We start from the raw sequence: 17376 nt of genomic DNA, 5'->3' as shown, positions 1-17376 counted from the left end.
CAGATTAAAATATCTGGCCGGAACATCCAGACTCCACGACATTAAACTTTAAACCCCTGAGCTTTGAACCTTCGGGGAATTTTCGGAAATTTGCACCTATGAGTATTAAAGAAAATTACATCGCTATAAAAGATCAACTGCCATCCGGCGTTCAGCTGGTTGCCGTTTCGAAAACACATCCGGCTTCTGCCGTTCAGGAAGTGTATGATCTGGGACAAAAGGTTTTTGGAGAAAATAAGGTGCAGGAACTGATGGAGAAGTCCCCTCTTCTTCCTGATGACATCCAATGGCACCTGATCGGTCATTTGCAGACCAATAAAGTCAAGTACATTGCTTCTTTTATAGATACCATACAAAGTGTGGATTCTGAAAAATTATTGGCAGAAATCAACAAGGAATCTGGAAAACACAACAGAGTTATTAAAGTTCTTTTACAGGTGAAAATTGCGGCTGAGGAAAGTAAATTCGGCCTTGAAATTTCAGAAGCTAAAGATCTGTTTCAACAATATATTGAAGGTAAATTTCCCCATATTGAAATTACCGGCTTAATGGGAATGGCAACATTCACGGATGATGAACAGCAGGTAAGAAATGAGTTTTTAATACTGAAGGGTCTTTTTGATGAATTAAATCAACTAAAAACATTAAATATCTTATCAATGGGAATGAGTGATGATTTCCCGGTAGCCATTGAGTGCGGGGCTAATTCTGTGAGGGTTGGATCTGCCATTTTTGGCAGACGAGACTACTCAAAATAGAATATTTAGGTATGGTTTTTGCTAATAATTGAAACAAAAAATTTAAATTTGCAACTATGCAAAAAATCCTTATAGTAGAAGACGAAAAAGCAATCTCAGGAGTACTTCATAGTATTCTTTCGGATGAACTAACCGATTATGAATTTGTTATCGCAGAAGACGGCCTTGAAGGTTACAAACAGCTAGAAAAAGAAGATTTCGCATTGGTGATTTCTGATATCAAAATGCCTAAACTTTCAGGAACTGAACTTTTGAAGCAAAGTCTCGCATTAAAACCAGAAACTACTTTTATCATGATCTCAGGCCACGCAGATATTGATTCTGCTGTTTCCTGTTTGAAAGAGGGCGCATACGATTTTATCTCCAAGCCAATTGATATCAACAGATTGATCACGAGTGTGAAAAATGCATTGGTTAAGGAAACTTTGAAGAAAGAAAACAAAAATCTTCAGACCGAAAATAAAACCTTAAAGAAGAAAGTCAACAAAAAATACCAGATGATCGGTAACTCTCCTGCTCTTCAAAAGATCCAGGATATGATCGAAAAGGTAGCGGTATCTGACGCCAGAGTTCTGATCACAGGACCCAATGGTGCCGGAAAAGAATTGGTTGCTCATGCTATCCACAATCAAAGTGAGCGTGCAAGAGGCCCGATGATAGAGGTAAACTGTGCTGCAATTCCGTCTGAGCTTATTGAATCTGAACTTTTCGGCCACGTAAAAGGATCTTTTACAGGTGCTATTAAAGATAAACAAGGAAAATTTGAGCAGGCTAATGGCGGTACCATCTTCCTTGACGAGATTGGAGATATGAGCCTTATTGCTCAGGCAAAGGTATTGAGAGCTCTTCAGGAAAGCAAAGTTTCTCCTGTGGGAAGTGATAAAGAAATCAAAGTTGATGTAAGAGTAATTGCAGCAACGAACAAGAATATGCAGAAGGAAATTGAAGAAGGAAAATTCAGAGAAGACCTTTACCACAGACTTTCTGTTATTGAAATCTATGTTCCACCATTGGATGAAAGAAAAGAAGATATCAAATTATTGGTTGACCATTTTTCAGGTATGATTGCTGATGAGCATGGTACTGCTATGAAAAAGTTTGATGATAAAGCTATTGATGCTTTAAAAGTGCTTTCATGGACTGGAAATATCAGAGAATTAAGAAATGTCGTTGAGAGGTTAATTATTCTTGGTGGAAACACTGTTTCTGAAAGTGACGTTGCAAGTTTTGTAAGGAAATAATAGCTTCTATTATTTACAATATTATAAAAATTTGCAGTGTCTCACTGCAAATTTTTTTTTGCCCCTATTTAATTTATAAACTATATGAATCTTAAAATATTATGAACTTTTTAAACAAAAACTATACGAAAGAATGCCTGACTTTGGCTCTGCCTGTAATGCTTACTCAGGTGGGGCAAGTTTCGGTAAACTTATTTGATAATATTATTGTCGGACAACTGTTGGGTGCTGATGCACTGGCATCCGTTTCATTGGGGAATGCTGTATTTTTCTCCATATTTGTATTAGCCCTGGGCTTTTCATTCGCGATTCCTCCATTGGTTTCAGAAGCACACTCAAAAGAAGATCACGCAACCATCAATTCTGTATTTAGCCACGGATTTATCATCAATATGTCTGTTGGGGTTATCCTGATGGTCATTTTACTGATGGGGATGCCACTCCTCAATCACTCCGGACAGCCTGCCAAGATCATTCCAGACACGGTAAGCTTCCTGAGTATAATGGTGGTCAGCATGATCCCAATTATGGCATTTCAGACCCTTCGTGAAGTTTCTGAAGGGCTATCTTATACTATTGGCGTTACCAAGGCAACTATTATTGCCAATATCATCAATATTGCCTTAAACTATGTTTTCATCAAAGGACTTTGGGGAATTCCGGCAATGGGGGTACAGGGATCCGCACTCGCAACCTTGATTTCCAGAATTTTCATGGTGGTTTTCCTTTATTTTGTTTTGGTAAAAGAAGAAAGAACAAGACGTTATATCAAAGATTTCTCTTTAAAAATTCAGGATTTTTCAAAACAGATGTTTGATAAAATGGTAAGACTTGGATTACCTACAGCTTTACAGATGTTTTTTGAAGTAACCGCGTTTGCAGGGGCAGCATTTATCTGTGGATTGATTTCTGCTCATGATATTGCGTCTCACCAGATCGCATTAAGTATGGCATCATTTACCTTCAACTTATGTGTAGGGTTCAGTGTTGCCTCAACCGTAATGATCGGTAGAAAACTGGGTGAGCAGAACTTTGTTGAACTGAGAAAAGTAGGAATCAACAACCTGAAAATTGCTTTTATCTTCATGTGTATCTGTGGATTGGTATTTATTTTGGGCAGAAATATACTCCCTACCTTCTTTACGAAAAAAGAAGAAGTGGAAGTGATTACCCTGGCTTCAAAACTGATGATTATCGCCGCTTTATTCCAGCTTTCTGACGGAGTACAGGTAACAGCCTTAGGAATGCTGAGAGGATTGCAGGATGTGAAAATCCCATCAATCTATACTTTCATTGCTTATTGGGTGATCACCATTCCTTTAGGATATTTCTTATGTGTAACCCTTAAAATGGGAGCATTTGGAATGTGGATCGCACTCGGACTAGGATTGACGGTATCAGCTGTTTTCCTGGTAAAACGATTCTTGAATATGTCTGCTAAAAGAATTAAGCAGAACTCATAAAATAAAAATATAAGTAAATATTGACGCAGAGTTTTTTAGCTCTGCGTTTTTTATTGAATTTTATTACTTTTAATTTAGTAACTATGAAAATAAAAAATAACTGATGGAATTAAGTACAGAACAACTTCGGAGCCATTCAATCAGTTTTGATATGGCTGTATCAAGGCTGCAGATTATTATCAAAGGGCTGAACGATGCCTTGGCATATCTGAGATGTGAAGAACAAGGTATTGATTGGTGGGGAACTATCAATGAAAAATATGAATATGAATCAATATACAATCTAGCCATTTTAGCTTTTGAACACTATTTAGAAACAATTTTAACGGATTTTAAAATTTTTGATGAAGAAGACAACTCTCAACTCTACTACTCAGAACCCAATATTTCACTAATTTTCATCCTGGCAAAGTATATAAAAAACGAACTGGAGTTCCCACAAAAAGCTTTAAACCATTACAATTTAAATATTCATGATTATCCTGTATACAATGGTATTATTGCATTAAATCCCCAAAAAGATCTTGAGGACATTATTAAACAAATGCAAAATTGGAGGAATAAAATTATTAATATATATTATCAGAAATCAGAACAAAATAGCTCTACAGAGTAAAAATTAAAGATGTTTCAAAGTTGAACCAGCCTCTTTTATATCCTCTCGCAGATCTTAAGGATGTCACCGATTTTCCTAAAATTTGCCCAATTAATCTATCCTCTTTCCTAAAATCTTCAGGCTTCTTTCCACACCATCCAGAACAGCTACGTTAGGAAGACTTCCCCAATCTTCAAAACCAAAGTTTCTGAAAAGTTTCAAGCTCGGCTCATTATGAAGAAAAATAAGTGCTACAAGGTTTTTCACTCCAAATTCCCCTGCATTATCAATACAATACTGAAGAATGGTTTTACCGTATCCTTTTCCTCTACAATTTTCATCCAGATAAATACTTACCTCTACCGTACCATTATATGCTGCTCTTTCATGGAATGAACTGAAGCTTACCCATCCAATGATTTGATCCTGGTCATCTTCAACCACCCAAAGTGGTCTTGTCTGAGGATTGTGCTCATCAAACCATTTTAATTTGCTTTCTACAGAGACTTCTTCCATATCTGCAGTCACCATTCTTGAGGCAATTGTTGAATTATAGATGGCTACGATTTTGTTTAAATCAGCCAATTCAGCATTTCTGAATTTTAATTTTTCCATGAATATTGGATTCAACTTATTTTAATGCAAAAATACTAAATTTTAAAAACACCCCTTTAAAATTTTACTATTTCATTCTAATTTTAATATTAAAAACAAATATACCCCTAAGATCAATCACACTTTAACTAAAAACAGGGTTAAAATAAAATTTTATTTGTTGAAAATCGCGAAGGCGCAATGATTTAACCTTTTTGGTATTTTTTAAGACGCAAAGATTTTATCTTCGATAAAATTGAATATTGTTAATTTTTACTGCTCGCTGATTATACAAATCAAGCAAATTATGATAAAAAGATCCGCAAAATCTCCTGAATCTGCGAGGAAAAATTAATCTCCTTTTATTTGCTGAAAATCTTCGATTTTATTGCGCCTTAAAAACAGTATAAAAAAACTCTTTGCGTCTTTGCTTTTTATGAAACACTTTATTTCAAATCCTTTAAGATTCTATTCAAGCTTCTTACTGTAATTCCCAGATAAGCAGCCATATCCTCTTTAGAAATCTGAATTCCTTGTTTGGACTGCATATTCAGTAATTGTGTTAAAGTATGTTCTACCGTATATAGCTGTTGATAGGATGCCCTGCTGGAAGTATTGATAATCCGTTCTGCGAATGAATCCAGTAATAAATGATTCAGGGCAAGATCATTTTTAATCAAAGATTTAAAATAAGAAATATTCGTTTCATATACGGTTACTTCAGATACTGCTTTCACCCCGCATAAACAGCTGATATTTTTAATCAACTCTACTTCTCCAAGGATTTCACCGTTTCCCAGAAATTCGACAATATATTCCTTTCCGTTTTCTTCGGTAAAATAACATTTGGCTATTCCTTCTTTGATCAACATAACCTTTGACAGCGGCTGATCCTGTATCAATATATTTTCATCCTGGGAAAAAGACTTTACGATGATCTCTTCTCCAACTTTCTTCTTATGATAAAGTTCTTCAAAATAGCTTGAAAATGCCTGATTTGTTCGTAACATATGGATTCGGGACAAATGTCCTTTGCTTATTTATTTTTTATCCTGAATTTTGAAGATAGAAAATTACAAAACAAAAATGAATAATCATATTACAACGATTGCCTTTGATGCAGATGATACTCTTTGGATCAATGAGCCTTATTTTCAGGAAGCAGAAAAAGAATTCTGTATATTGCTTGAAGACTATCTGCCACAGCATTCTGTATCACAGGAATTGTTTAAAACAGAAATGCAGAATCTTCATTTATACGGTTACGGAGTAAAAGGATTCATGCTTTGTATGGTTGAAACCATCGGCAGGGTTTCCAACAATACAGCTTCCCTAGAACTGGTAAACAAAGCGATCCAACTTGGTCAGGACCTTCTTCAAAAACCCATCGAATTGTTGGATGGGGTTACAGAAACTCTTGAAAGCTTAAAGGGAAAATACAGACTGGTTGTGGCCACAAAAGGAGATCTTCTGGATCAGGAACGTAAACTGAAAAATTCGGGGTTACAGGACTATTTCCACCATATTGAGATCATGAGTGATAAGAAAGAAAATGACTACAAAAAACTTCTGAAACATCTGGACTGCCAGCCTGATAACTTTTTGATGCTTGGAAATTCTATAAAGTCAGATATTTTACCGGTATTGGAAATCGGTGGATCTGCAGCTCATATTCCTTATCATGTCACATGGAGCCATGAACAGCATGATGTTACTCTGGAACATCCGAATTTTATGGAGCTTAAAAATATTGATGAGATCCTGAAGTTTCTTTAATATTTAAACCATTAAGAAGTATGAAGAGGGTAAGATCATTAAGATGAGCTTCGCTTTAGGTTTTAAGACTTAATTTCTTTAACTTCCTTATTCTATTTTTTCAATCAAAAAAAAGAGACTGTTTGTGATAAACAGTCTCTTTTCTATTTTATTTCTTCAGGCACTTTTCAAGGAACTGATCCTGTTCCCATAAAAGGTGTAAGATATTTTCTTTAGCCTGGTATCCGTGGGCTTCTTTTGGAAGAAGAACCATTTTTACCGGAGCTCCCAGATTTTTCAAAGCCTGGAAGTATCTTTCTGTCTGTAAAGTGAAAGTTCCGGGGTTGTTATCTGCATCCCCGTGAATCAGAAGAAGCGGAGTCTTCATTTTATCTGCATTCATGAAAGGAGACATCTTGTTATAGATCTCCGGAATATCCCAGTAGTTTCTCTGCTCGCTCTGGAACCCGAATGGAGTTAAAGTTCTGTTATAAGCCCCACTTCTGGCAATACCGCATGCAAAAAGATCAGAGTGCGTCAGAAGGTTTGCCGTCATAAAAGCTCCATAAGAGTGTCCTCCTACAGCAACTTTCTTTCTGTCGATATATCCCAGATGATCTACTGCATCAATTGCAGCTGCAGCATTCGCTACCAGTTGAGGAATGAAAGTATCATTAGGTTCTGTTTTTCCTTCTCCAATAATTGGGAAAGCGGCATCATCAAGAACTGCATATCCTTTTGTTGTCCAGTATACAAAAGATCCGTAGTATGGGAATGTAAAATCGTTCGGGTTTTGGGTGTTCTGTCCTGCTGTATTTTTATCTTTATATTCTGTAGGATAAGCCCAGATCAACAACGGAAGCTTCTCTTTTTTCGATTTTCTGTCGTAATTGGCAGGAAGATAAAGGGTTCCGGTTAAGGTAACTCCATCATTTCTCTTATACGTAATCACTTCTTTGTAAACGTCTTTGATGCTTTCAAAAGGATTGGCAAAGTTGGTTACAGCTTCTGCTTTATTGGATTTAATATTCTTTTTGAAGTAATTAGGATAAAGGCTCGGTGACTGTTGAGTCGTAAGAATCTCTCCCTTTGAAGCATTTAGGATATCAATGATTTCTTCCTTCCCGTTTTTTATATTAGAAGTGTAAAGTCTTTTCTTTTTCAGTGATTTCACATCCATTTCATCAATAAAAGGATGCTGTCCGTCTTTGGTAAATCCATTTCCAATCAGATAGGCTTTTCCACCTTTCATATCGATGACATATTTTCCGTACTGGTTTTTTGTTGTGTTAAAATTTCCCGGATCACTGTAAACATCCTGATAATTTCTGTCATCGAAAACTTTAGATTCTCCATTATTGGTATCTATCAGGTAAGATTTTGTATTTCTTGTGTCATACCATCCTTCAGAAACAATGGCATAATGATCATTCGTCCAAACGACATCATCATATCTCTGCTTTGTTTTGAAGAAAGATTTCGGAGCTCCTGTAAATGGAGCTTCCCAGGTAAATACCTCGTCTCTGTACTCTGCTGTTTTAGACTGATCTCCTCCATCCAAAGCTTCAGCAAAGGTAAGAGTAGCAGGAGCATCACTTCTCCATGCCATATCTCTTTTTCCGGTTCTTACCGATGAGAATCCTTTCGGCATGATTTCATTCAGAGGAACTTCATTCACTGTTTTTACAGCATTTCCTTTCGTATCATATACCACTGTTGTTGAAGGAAATCTGTTTAGAGGAACGATATATGAAAACGGCTTTTTGATCACTGTAGCCATCAGATAATTTCCGTCAGGAGAGAAACTTAAGCCGGCATACATATCCTGGTCTTTCAATTTCTTAAGATTTCCTGAAAAATCTACATTATAGATTTCCGAAGCGGTAAGCGTCTCAAAGTTTTTTTCGTCCTGAGGATTTTTCAAAAGATCCTGATACGTTCTGTTCTGGGAAACTTTACCGTCTGCTGTTGAAACAATCGGACCTGTCGGAAGATCTTTGCTTGCATCTATAAGAGCGGGTCTGTTTTGTGGAATTGCCCTGATCAGGAAGCTTTGAGAGTCATTATACCATACATAAGGCATTCCTAAATTGGCATTCAGATTATCAGCCGTAATTTTTTTAGCAGAAGCGGTTTCCATATCCACTACCCAGAGTTCTACTCCTTTAGCAGTTGTATTGGTAAAAGCCAGTTTCTTTTCATCCGGTGAAAACGAAACATAAGTAATTTTTGGATTGGAAGGCAGATTTTTTACCTGAATTTCATTTTTATCATTGATCTTTCTGATCTTCAGATTATTTGAATAGGTGGTACTGCTTGAAATATTGGTAACCGGATTAATCCTTAGCCCGCCAAGTTTCATTTCCTGCTGGCTAAGATCTTCCAGAGTTTTATATGTTGGACGATACGTAAACACCACCCAGTCTTTTTTACTGTTCATCAAAACACTTGGCGGTCTTTGATAATCTGCCAGTTTTAAAATTTCTGCAGAGGGTTTCTGGTAAGTGATATTCTCCTGTGCATCATAAAAATTGAGAAATGCCAGAAGGCAAATAGTCAGTTTTATCTTCATATAAATTCATTTTCTACGAATGTAGTGAATTTTGCAATATTTATAAAATTAAATAAATAAGACTCTTTTTAGTGTCATATTTATTTTTTTATTACATTTACTTTACAAATCAAAAACAATATGAAAAATTTAAGAAAATTATCAAAGAGCAATCTGAAAACGATCATTGGAGGAAGTGCTCCATTATGTGATGCAGGCTATATGGCTTGCAGAGTAAAAGACGAAAACGGAAAGCTGATTTGGGAGTGCTTACCTAACTGCAATTATTAAGAACAAACAAGGCACTTCATTTCCTGAAGTGCCTTTCTTTTATTTTGTATTGCTCTTATGGTAAAATTACCAGTCCGAAGCTCTTTTTCTTCTTTCTATCATATGGTCTACTGAAACTTTTCCGGCACCGATTACCATCAAGAGAAGATAAACGGAAAGATAGACAAGGGCCATTTCTCTTTTTTCAAAAGGATCTGCACCATGTACTGCAAAAGCTGCAATAATCATTGTAAAGACCAGAAATCCTAAAGAGATTCTTGTAAAAAGTCCTAATATAAGTAGTATTGAACAAACAAATTCAGCAAAAACCGTAAGAATAAGAGATATCTGAGGCCCTAATCCCATAAAATCGAAAAACTCAATTTTACCGCCCGCCAATAACATCTGAAGTTTTGGGAAGCCATGAGAAAGCATTGCAAAGCCAACAAAGACTCTTACCGCTAATAAAACAATATCTTTAGGTATTGAGCTCCAATTTGAATTATTATAGTTCATGTACTAAAAAATTTATACTAAGATAATAAAAATCTTTTAATACAACGGGATTCCGGCTGTTTTAGTTTATCTGTAACCGAAATTTTTAAGATCTCTGTCGTTCTTTCTCCAGTCTTTTTTCACTTTTACAAATAGATTTAAGTGAATTTTTTTGGTGAAAAACTTTTCCAGGTCCAATCTTGCTTCTGTTCCTACTTTTTTGATAGCTTCTCCTTTGTGCCCGATAATAATTCCCTTCTGAGTATCTCTTTCTACATAAATAATAGAGTCGATAAAAATAATTCCTTCTTTCTCTTTGAACTGTTCTGTAACTACTTCTACAGAGTATGGAATTTCTTTATCATAATTCAAAAGGATTTTCTCACGGATTGCCTCATTTACAAAGAATCTTTCAGGTTTATCCGTGTACTGATCTTTATCGTAATAAGGAGGGTTCTCAGGAAGTAAAGATTTTATTTTAGGTAAAATAATCTCTGTATTAAAGGCATTCAATGCCGAAATAGGCAGAATTTCAGCCTTCGGAATTCTGTTGTGCCATTCTTCTACTAGTTTTTCAAGGCCTGCCTGATCAGTCTGGTCTACTTTATTTAATAAAAGAAGTACTGGTACAGGGATTTTATTTAATTTATCAATTAAAAATTCTGATGGTTCCGCTTTATCGGTAACATCTACAATAAACAGGAAAACATCAGCATCCTGTAAAGAGTCCTTTACAAAATCCATCATTTTTTCCTGCAGTCCGTATTTTGGGTCCAATACTCCGGGAGTATCAGAAAATACAATCTGAAGGTCATCTTCATTATAAATACCAAAAATTCTGTGACGGGTTGTCTGCGCTTTCTGCGTTACAATCGCCAACTTCTCTCCCATTAATTGGTTTAGCAAGGTCGATTTTCCCGCATTGGGCTTTCCAACTATATTTACAAATCCAGCTTTGTGCATAAAAATAATATTACAAAGTGCAAAGTTAGTAAAACAAAATTGGTCTTTACCTTTAATCTCAATATTTAAAAGAAAAAAGAGAGTTATATGGTTTTAAATGGCTGTAATAAAAGAAATTTTAAAGTCACCAAGGAATGGATATTTTATCCAAAGTCTCAAAAAAATATCAGATTATTTTGTATTGCATTACCTAAAACTGATACTTTTGAATATTAGAATTCATCTTTATGAATATAGACCAGATTCTGGACAAGATTTACCTTCTTCCTGAAGCATCAAAAAACAGTTTAAAAGAACGTATCACAGAGGTTTCTCATCCTAAGGGTTTTTGCCTGATGGAAGCTGATAAAGTGGTTCCGTACCTCTATTTTATAAGAAAAGGAATTGCACGTGCTTACTCTTCAACTGCTGAGAATGATATTACGTTCTGGTTCGGAAGTGAGGGGCAGTGCATTCTTTCTATGAAAAGCTATGTAGAGGATAAACCCGGCTATGAAAGCATCGAATTGCTGGAAGACTGCGATCTGTACAGAATGGAAACAGAAAGTCTCAGAAAACTGTTTAATGAGGATATTCATATTGCCAACTGGGGAAGAAAGCTAGCGGAAGCAGAAATGATAAAATCTGAAGAACTGATTATTTCAAGACAGTTTAAAACTTCTTTGGAACGCTATAAAGACATTATCACCTATCAGCCTGAATTACTTAAAAGAGTTCAGCTTGGTTATATTGCTTCTTATCTTGGGATTACTCAGGTAAGTTTGAGCAGAATCCGGGCGGAGATAAAGTAAGTTTTACAATTGAAAAATTGAAGGATTGAAAAATTCTTATGTTTTGGCTAAAGCCAGAGGAATGGTTTTTTTTATTATTGAGAACGGACTAAAGTCCGCCCCTATTGATATGACTGCAGTTTTTCATCCTACTTCCTACTTCCTACTTCCTACTGCCAACTTCATTTCTGTAATCAGCTCCCAAGCTTCATTTTTTAACAATTGTAAAATTTTTTCTCCTGACAAATCCTGAACTTTGCCGTAGAAAAATTTTAAAAATGAATTGGATCATATTAGTTATCGCGGGATTATTTGAAGTTGCCTTTGCATCATGTCTGGGAAAGGCAAAAGAAACATCAGGAACTGAAATGTACCTGTGGTATACCGGTTTCCTGATAACAATGACTATCAGTATGCTTTTACTTATCAAAGCGACTCAAACACTGCCTATCGGTACGGCTTATGCGGTATGGACGGGAATTGGGGCTGTAGGAACGGCTTTAATGGGAATTATCTTCTTTAAGGATCCCGTTAGTTTTTGGAGAGTATTTTTTATTCTAACCCTTATTGCTTCTGTAGTAGGCTTGAAAGCTGTGTCTTCATCACATTAGAAAAGTGCATAAACCTCTATCTATATTTAAAAATGGAAACCGTCTTCGTTATGAAGGCGGTTTTTTATTTTATATGGTTGAATATATGTTTTTTCTTTTGTATAAACATCTCTTATAAGCATTCAAACTTCTACTGGTAATTCTTCATATAAAAACCCGTTTCATTAGTTGAAACGGGTTTTATTTTATTTTTTGTATACTAAAGGTAAGATCTCATTATGCCTTAACCCGTATTTTTTTATTTCATCTTCCGGAAACTTCTGTGAGTAGAAATTCGGTTCTGTTTCAAAGCCTGCCTTTCTTAAACGGTCAAAGTAATCCATTCCATACCAACGGACATGATCATATTGTCCAAAGTGTTTCTGGCGTTCTTTAGGATCTTTGATGGTAAAATCTTCGTAGGTCTTCTCCAAAGAATTTTTCATCGGAACCTGAAGAATTCCCCACCCTCCGGGCTTCATTACTCTGTACAGCTCGCTCATTGCCTTTGCATCATCTTCGATATGTTCCAGAACGTGGTTACAGAAAATAATATCGAATGTTTCATTCTCAAAAGGTAAATCCAGAATATCAGCCTTCACATCAACAATCGGAGAATATAAGTCTGCCGAAATATAGTTCAGATTGCTCATTCTCTTGAATTTCCTTAAAAATTCCTGTTCAGGAGCAATATGCAGAACTTTATAATTTTTAATAAAAAAATCAGTTTCGTTCTGAAGATACAGCCACATCTGGCGGTGTCTCTCCAGACTTAACGTTCCGGGAGAAAGAGCATTTTCTCTCTGTTTTCCGTATCCATACGGAAGGAATTTCCTGTAAGATCTTCCGTCAATAGGGTCAAAGAACTGATCTCCTTTGAAAAACTGATAGATAAGCGGTCTTGCCCAAATGCTCATCTTAATAAGCATCGGACGTGGTATTTTATTCAGTAAAAGCTTAGTTAACTTTTTCATTAAAAATCCAGTTGGAACTGCTTTTCTTCATCGCTTACAATCCCTAAAGCTTCATACACATATTCAAATGTTGAAAGCAATACCGGCTTACCATTGATCACCGCTACATCATGTTCAAAGTGAGCAGATGGCATATTATCTAAAGTCGTTACCGTCCAGCCATCACTATGGAATTTCACTTTCTCTGTTCCAAGATTGATCATGGGCTCAATAGCAATTGCTAAACCGTCTTTAATTATTTTTCCGCTTCCTTGTCTTCCATAGTTAGGAACCTGTGGATCTTCATGCATTTTTCTTCCCAAACCGTGTCCTACAAGCTCTCTTACCACTCCATATCCTTCTTTCTCACAATGAGCCTGAATTGCATGGGAGATATCTCCTATTCTTTTTCCTCTGACACATTGCTCAATACCTTTGTAAAGAGATTCTTTGGTAACCTGAAGCATCTTTTTTACCTCCGGCTTCACTTCTCCAATTTCAAAAGTATACGCATGATCTCCTACGAAACCGTTAAGAATAGCCCCACAGTCTACAGAAAGAACATCTCCTTCTTTTATTTCTTCCTTGTTTGGAAACCCATGAACTACCTGCTCATTTGGAGAGATACACAAAGAGTTTGGAAATCCTCCATATCCTAAAAATGCAGGTTCAGCGCCATGATCTTTAATAAAATCATGAGCTAATTTATCCAAATATAAGGTCGTAATCCCTGGTTTAATTTCTTTTGCCAACATTCCCAATGTTTTAGAAACCAAACGGGCGCTCTCCTTCATCAGACGTAATTCGTCTATCGTTTTTAATTGAATCATTGTATATAGATGTTAGATATTAGATGTTAGAAGCCAGATTACAGCGTTACGCTTATTTTTGCTTCCAATCATCTTATGAACTTTCTATCATAAATTATAAAAAATCAGAAGCATTTGATATTAAAAAACTAACATCTCAAATCTAGCTTCTATCTTCTATATCTTACCAGAAAAGTCCTTTTTTCTTTTCTTTTTTAAGTTTTGAATAGGCAAGAACTTCTTTTCCTTCTACACGGAATTCTATTCTTTCCTGAATAATATTGTAGATCTCACCCCAGCCTGGGAATCCGCCTAAATTTCTGTCGTCAATGAACCAATCTGCATCTAATTTTCTGGATTGAGTCTCAGAGTCAAAAACTTCTCCTTCAAAGCTTGAATTCACTGCATAAAATTCTATTCCGTTTTTTTTGCAAAATTCTACGGCTTCATCTAATGCTTTTCCGTGTCTGTAAGTCCAAAGAATAAGTCTAAAACCTTCGGCCTGGAGTCTTCTTAATGTTTCGAAAGCAAAAGTTTTCGCTTTTCCAATTGCCGGGTAAGCGTCATCTACAATCGTTCCGTCAAAGTCAACAGCAATCTTTTTATTATTTAACATTTTGTTTTTTTTAGCTTTTGCAAAGATAAGAAATAAAAAGAGTGCCCAAAAGAAAGGCACTCAATACTTTTATAATTTAAATAATATGTAAATCAATTATTTTTTTACCCAGCTGAACTGAAACTGAAGATCTGGAGTAGAAACCCTGTCTGTGATCTTCTGCAGTCTTGCAGGAAGTTTCATCAGATATTCCTGAGCTTTTTCTGCTTTTTCTGTAAGTCCTTTCACGTGCTCAATTTTCCATTCATCTAAAAGGTCTTTCATAATATTGATATAATCATGACCGGTGTATACCATACATCTTTGTGCTGCATCTGAGAAATGTCCCCAAAGTTCTCCTGCCTTCTGCCCTGACTGTCTCATCAGGTGAGCCGGCATTACAATCTTCTTACGCATCATATCTTCGAAGGCAAGAATCATTTCTGAAGGGTCTATTTCAAGAATTTTAGCAACGAAATGTTTGTATGCTTTAGCGTGTCTTGCTTCATCTGCAGCAATTACCCCACACATTTTTGCCAGTTTTCCGTTTCCGGATTGTTTTGCAAGCGTCCCTACTCTTCTGTGAGAAATATTGGTTGCTGTTTCCTGGAAACTTGTGTAAACGAAATTTCTATACGGATCCATACTTGTTCCCAAGTCGAAACCGTCATTGATCAGGTATTGAGTCGTAATTTCTACTTCTCTCATGTTTACTCTTCCACACAGATAAAGATATTTATTTAATAAATCTCCGTGTCTGTTTTCTTCTGCAGTCCATGCTCTTACCCAATTGGCCCAACCTAATTTTCCTTCCTGATTGATTCCGTCAACTCCCATCAACCAAGACTCATAAGAAGGAAGTGCTTCTTCTGTGATACAGTCTCCAATCAGTGTTACGAAAAGATCATAAGGCATTTCACGGGCAAAAGTCTGAATTTCTTCTAAATCGTGTTTGAATTCATCGCTTGAAGGATCTGGTAAATAATCGGAAGGCTGCCAGATTTTTTCAATTGGCGTTAAAAATTTATCAAGAAAAGAACCTACTTCCTTTTCCAATATTCCCATTACTTCTTTCCTTACAAGCTTTTGATACATTTTACTATTCAGTTTTAATTTACAAAGATATGATTTATTTATTATTTAGCGCATAATAAAGTATGCAAGTCATACTTTATCTGACATAAGTCATAAAAAAAATGCCGCTACAAAAGTATAACGGCATTCTTTTAACAATATTATTGAATTTTAGTTAACTAAAACTTCTCCTGTCATTGTATCTGGTATTTTAACCCCCATTACATTAAGGATTGTAGGGGCTACATCTCCTAATTTACCGGACTTTAGGTTCCAAGTATGTTCTTTATCCATCACAATAAAAGGAACCAGATTTGTAGAGTGCTGGGTATTAGGAGTTCCGTCTGCATTGATCATTACATCAGAATTTCCGTGGTCTGCAAGAATGAAAACAGCATATCCGTTTTCATATGCAGCGGTTGCCACTTTTTCAATGCACTGGTCTACTACTTCAGCAGCTTTTACAGCTGCTTCAAAAACACCTGTATGCCCTACCATATCCGTATTGGCAAAATTTAAGCAAACAAAATCAGCAGTTCCCTGCTCCAATTCCGGTACGATGGCATTGGTAATATCATAAGCAGACATTTCCGGCTTTAAATCATATGTAGGAACATCTTTTGGACTTGGGCACAGCAGTCTTCTTTCTCCTTCAAATTCTTCTTCTCTTCCTCCTGAGAAAAAGAAAGTAACGTGAGGATATTTTTCAGTTTCTGCAATTCTAATCTGGGTTTTTCCATTTTTTTCAAGAATTTCACCCATTGTTTCCGTCAATACATTTTCGTCAAAAACGACCTGTACATTCTGAAATGTCTTATCATAGTTTGTCAGTGTGACATAATAAAGATTCAGCTTTTTCATAGAGTACTCCGGAAAATCCTTCTGAGAAAGTACTTCTGTAATCTCTCTACCTCTGTCTGTACGGAAGTTGAAGCAGATCACCACGTCATTATCAATGATTTTTGCTACCGGAACTATATTTCCTGTCGCTGTTGTATTCATTAAAATAATAGGTTTCAGGAACTCATCGGTTACATTATTATCATAAGAAGCCTTAATCGCTGCCAAAGCATCCGTTGATGGCTCTCCTATTCCTTCTACAAGGGCATCATAAGCCAGTTTTACACGTTCCCATCTCTTGTCTCTATCCATCGCATAGTACCTTCCTACCACTGTTGCCAGCTTTCCTGTAGTCGCTTCCATATGCTTCTGAAGCTCATCAATAAATCCAAATCCTGAATGCGGATCACAGTCTCTTCCGTCGGTAAATGCATGAACAAAAACGTTCTCATTCAAACCAAAGTCTTTTGCTGCAGTCAGTAATCCTTTTAAGTGATTGATATGTGAGTGTACTCCTCCATTGGAAACCAATCCGATAAAGTGTATTTTTTTATTTTCTCTTTTGGCATATTCAAAAGCATCCTGAATCACTTTTTCCTGGCCCAGTGTTCCGTTTTCAACAGCCATGTTTAATTTAACAAGGTTCTGGTAAACGACTCTCCCGGCTCCCAGGTTCATGTGTCCTACTTCAGAATTTCCCATCTGTCCCGCTGGTAACCCCACAGCCAGACCACTTGCTTCAAGTGTAGTATGTGGAAATTTTTTGTAACAGCTGTCTATGAATGGTGTATTTGCTTTGTCTATTGCAGAAACGTTAGGGTTTGTTCCCAATCCCCATCCGTCAAGAATTGCCAGTATTGCTTTTTTTGACATTTTGTAAAACTTTTGTTATACAAATTTACCTAATTTCCTATGAATAGAAGAATTTGAAGTCTTGAATTTTATTGATGACTGATCTTATTATCATAAAAGATGCGAAAGTTTTTTAACACTTAAGATATTTTAATTGATATGATGGCTGCATAGAAGTTCACTTAAGTTTTGAAAAATCTGAGATTTT

At 36.1% G+C, this 17376-nt stretch carries 18 protein-coding genes; 8 read left to right on the top strand and 10 right to left on the bottom strand.

Translation table 11 applies throughout. The features are described 5' to 3' along the window. Positions 1 to 98: 98 nt before the first annotated feature. The 4 genes from DBR39_RS04885 to DBR39_RS04870 all read left to right on the top strand — a co-directional run bounded on the left by DBR39_RS04885 (position 99) and on the right by DBR39_RS04870 (position 4078). The gene (locus DBR39_RS04885) at positions 99 to 758 is read left to right on the top strand and encodes a YggS family pyridoxal phosphate-dependent enzyme (RefSeq protein ID WP_124531098.1); all 660 of its coding nucleotides are present in this window, start codon (positions 99 to 101) and stop codon (positions 756 to 758) included. A gap of 56 nt (positions 759 to 814) precedes the next feature. Then, entirely contained in the window at positions 815 to 1999 is a 1185-nt protein-coding gene (locus tag DBR39_RS04880) for a sigma-54-dependent transcriptional regulator (RefSeq protein WP_124531097.1), read from the top strand. Positions 2000 to 2100: 101 nt separating this feature from the next. Further along, positions 2101 to 3462 carry an MATE family efflux transporter gene (locus DBR39_RS04875; protein ID WP_124531096.1) on the top strand — a complete coding sequence of 454 codons (1362 nt, stop codon included), beginning with the start codon at positions 2101 to 2103 and terminating at the stop codon, positions 3460 to 3462. Positions 3463 to 3565: 103 nt separating this feature from the next. After that, positions 3566 to 4078, top strand: a complete 513-nt coding sequence (locus DBR39_RS04870; protein ID WP_124531095.1) for a hypothetical protein — start codon at positions 3566 to 3568, stop codon at positions 4076 to 4078. 90 nt (positions 4079 to 4168) lie between these two features. On the opposite strand, the gene DBR39_RS04865 is transcribed toward DBR39_RS04870, so the two are convergent. Both DBR39_RS04865 and DBR39_RS04860 read right to left on the bottom strand, forming a co-directional pair. Next, positions 4169 to 4672, bottom strand: a complete 504-nt coding sequence (locus DBR39_RS04865; protein ID WP_124531094.1) for a GNAT family N-acetyltransferase — start codon at positions 4670 to 4672, stop codon at positions 4169 to 4171. A gap of 425 nt (positions 4673 to 5097) precedes the next feature. Next, the gene (locus tag DBR39_RS04860) at positions 5098 to 5661 is read right to left on the bottom strand and encodes a Crp/Fnr family transcriptional regulator (RefSeq protein ID WP_124531093.1); all 564 of its coding nucleotides are present in this window, start codon (positions 5659 to 5661) and stop codon (positions 5098 to 5100) included. A gap of 76 nt (positions 5662 to 5737) precedes the next feature. On the opposite strand from DBR39_RS04860, the gene DBR39_RS04855 reads away from it, so the two are divergent. Continuing rightward, a complete protein-coding gene (locus DBR39_RS04855; protein WP_124531092.1) occupies positions 5738 to 6427 on the top strand; it encodes an HAD family hydrolase in 690 nt (229 codons plus the stop codon). A gap of 148 nt (positions 6428 to 6575) precedes the next feature. Here DBR39_RS04855 and DBR39_RS04850 read toward each other — a convergent pair whose 3' ends face one another. Then, a complete protein-coding gene (locus DBR39_RS04850; RefSeq protein WP_124531091.1) occupies positions 6576 to 8978 on the bottom strand; it encodes a prolyl oligopeptidase family serine peptidase in 2403 nt (800 codons plus the stop codon). 120 nt (positions 8979 to 9098) lie between these two features. Here DBR39_RS04850 and DBR39_RS24180 point away from each other — a divergent pair, with 120 nt between their 5' ends. Continuing rightward, a complete protein-coding gene (locus DBR39_RS24180; RefSeq protein WP_185147134.1) occupies positions 9099 to 9248 on the top strand; it encodes a bacteriocin-like protein in 150 nt (49 codons plus the stop codon). Between the two features lie 66 nt (positions 9249 to 9314). On the opposite strand, the gene DBR39_RS04845 is transcribed toward DBR39_RS24180, so the two are convergent. Both DBR39_RS04845 and era read right to left on the bottom strand, forming a co-directional pair. Further along, positions 9315 to 9743 carry a DoxX family protein gene (locus DBR39_RS04845; protein WP_124531090.1) on the bottom strand — a complete coding sequence of 143 codons (429 nt, stop codon included), beginning with the start codon at positions 9741 to 9743 and terminating at the stop codon, positions 9315 to 9317. Between the two features lie 66 nt (positions 9744 to 9809). Continuing rightward, complete coding sequence (gene era, locus DBR39_RS04840) at positions 9810 to 10685, bottom strand: GTPase Era (RefSeq protein ID WP_103233612.1); 876 nt, start codon at positions 10683 to 10685, stop codon at positions 9810 to 9812. 227 nt (positions 10686 to 10912) lie between these two features. Between era and DBR39_RS04835 the strand changes: the two genes are divergently transcribed. After that, complete coding sequence (locus DBR39_RS04835) at positions 10913 to 11476, top strand: Crp/Fnr family transcriptional regulator (RefSeq protein WP_124531089.1); 564 nt, start codon at positions 10913 to 10915, stop codon at positions 11474 to 11476. Positions 11477 to 11733: 257 nt separating this feature from the next. Further along, positions 11734 to 12066 carry a DMT family transporter gene (locus tag DBR39_RS04830; protein WP_124531088.1) on the top strand — a complete coding sequence of 111 codons (333 nt, stop codon included), beginning with the start codon at positions 11734 to 11736 and terminating at the stop codon, positions 12064 to 12066. Positions 12067 to 12251: 185 nt separating this feature from the next. On the opposite strand, the gene DBR39_RS04825 is transcribed toward DBR39_RS04830, so the two are convergent. The 5 genes from DBR39_RS04825 to gpmI form a co-directional block, all read right to left on the bottom strand. Further along, positions 12252 to 13019: a class I SAM-dependent methyltransferase gene (locus DBR39_RS04825; protein WP_103234042.1), complete on the bottom strand. Its 768-nt coding sequence runs from the start codon at positions 13017 to 13019 to the stop codon at positions 12252 to 12254. Then, positions 13019 to 13828 carry a type I methionyl aminopeptidase gene (gene map / locus DBR39_RS04820; protein WP_103234041.1) on the bottom strand — a complete coding sequence of 270 codons (810 nt, stop codon included), beginning with the start codon at positions 13826 to 13828 and terminating at the stop codon, positions 13019 to 13021. Before map ends, DBR39_RS04825 begins: the two co-directional genes overlap by 1 nt. A gap of 163 nt (positions 13829 to 13991) precedes the next feature. Then, positions 13992 to 14423, bottom strand: a complete 432-nt coding sequence (locus DBR39_RS04815) for a BT0820 family HAD-type phosphatase (RefSeq protein WP_124531087.1) — start codon at positions 14421 to 14423, stop codon at positions 13992 to 13994. Between the two features lie 96 nt (positions 14424 to 14519). Then, positions 14520 to 15497, bottom strand: a complete 978-nt coding sequence (locus DBR39_RS04810; protein ID WP_103234039.1) for an acyl-ACP desaturase — start codon at positions 15495 to 15497, stop codon at positions 14520 to 14522. Between the two features lie 150 nt (positions 15498 to 15647). Continuing rightward, on the bottom strand, positions 15648 to 17189 hold the full coding sequence (gene gpmI / locus DBR39_RS04805) for a 2,3-bisphosphoglycerate-independent phosphoglycerate mutase (protein WP_124531086.1): 1542 nt from the start codon (positions 17187 to 17189) through the stop codon (positions 15648 to 15650). Between the last annotated feature and the right edge of the window lie 187 nt (positions 17190 to 17376).

This window comes from Chryseobacterium sp. KBW03 (assembly GCF_003852415.1).
Taxonomy (GTDB): Bacteria; Bacteroidota; Bacteroidia; order Flavobacteriales; family Weeksellaceae; genus Chryseobacterium; species Chryseobacterium viscerum.
This window is presented reverse-complemented; position numbering and strand designations above follow the sequence as displayed.

Bases quoted from the DNA above. Each gene is read 5' to 3' on its own strand.
- DBR39_RS04885 (WP_124531098.1), top strand. From the start codon at position 99: ATGAGTATTAAAGAAAATTACATCGCTATAAAAGATCAACTGCCATCC.
- DBR39_RS04880 (WP_124531097.1), top strand. From the start codon at position 815: ATGCAAAAAATCCTTATAGTAGAAGACGAAAAAGCAATCTCAGGAGTA.
- DBR39_RS04875 (WP_124531096.1), top strand. From the start codon at position 2,101: ATGAACTTTTTAAACAAAAACTATACGAAAGAATGCCTGACTTTGGCT.
- DBR39_RS04870 (WP_124531095.1), top strand. From the start codon at position 3,566: ATGGAATTAAGTACAGAACAACTTCGGAGCCATTCAATCAGTTTTGAT.
- DBR39_RS04865 (WP_124531094.1), bottom strand. From the start codon at position 4,672: ATGGAAAAATTAAAATTCAGAAATGCTGAATTGGCTGATTTAAACAAA.
- DBR39_RS04860 (WP_124531093.1), bottom strand. From the start codon at position 5,661: ATGTTACGAACAAATCAGGCATTTTCAAGCTATTTTGAAGAACTTTAT.
- DBR39_RS04855 (WP_124531092.1), top strand. From the start codon at position 5,738: ATGAATAATCATATTACAACGATTGCCTTTGATGCAGATGATACTCTT.
- DBR39_RS04850 (WP_124531091.1), bottom strand. From the start codon at position 8,978: ATGAAGATAAAACTGACTATTTGCCTTCTGGCATTTCTCAATTTTTAT.
- DBR39_RS24180 (WP_185147134.1), top strand. From the start codon at position 9,099: ATGAAAAATTTAAGAAAATTATCAAAGAGCAATCTGAAAACGATCATT.
- DBR39_RS04845 (WP_124531090.1), bottom strand. From the start codon at position 9,743: ATGAACTATAATAATTCAAATTGGAGCTCAATACCTAAAGATATTGTT.
- era (WP_103233612.1), bottom strand. From the start codon at position 10,685: ATGCACAAAGCTGGATTTGTAAATATAGTTGGAAAGCCCAATGCGGGA.
- DBR39_RS04835 (WP_124531089.1), top strand. From the start codon at position 10,913: ATGAATATAGACCAGATTCTGGACAAGATTTACCTTCTTCCTGAAGCA.
- DBR39_RS04830 (WP_124531088.1), top strand. From the start codon at position 11,734: ATGAATTGGATCATATTAGTTATCGCGGGATTATTTGAAGTTGCCTTT.
- DBR39_RS04825 (WP_103234042.1), bottom strand. From the start codon at position 13,019: ATGAAAAAGTTAACTAAGCTTTTACTGAATAAAATACCACGTCCGATG.
- map (WP_103234041.1), bottom strand. From the start codon at position 13,828: ATGATTCAATTAAAAACGATAGACGAATTACGTCTGATGAAGGAGAGC.
- DBR39_RS04815 (WP_124531087.1), bottom strand. From the start codon at position 14,423: ATGTTAAATAATAAAAAGATTGCTGTTGACTTTGACGGAACGATTGTA.
- DBR39_RS04810 (WP_103234039.1), bottom strand. From the start codon at position 15,497: ATGTATCAAAAGCTTGTAAGGAAAGAAGTAATGGGAATATTGGAAAAG.
- gpmI (WP_124531086.1), bottom strand. From the start codon at position 17,189: ATGTCAAAAAAAGCAATACTGGCAATTCTTGACGGATGGGGATTGGGA.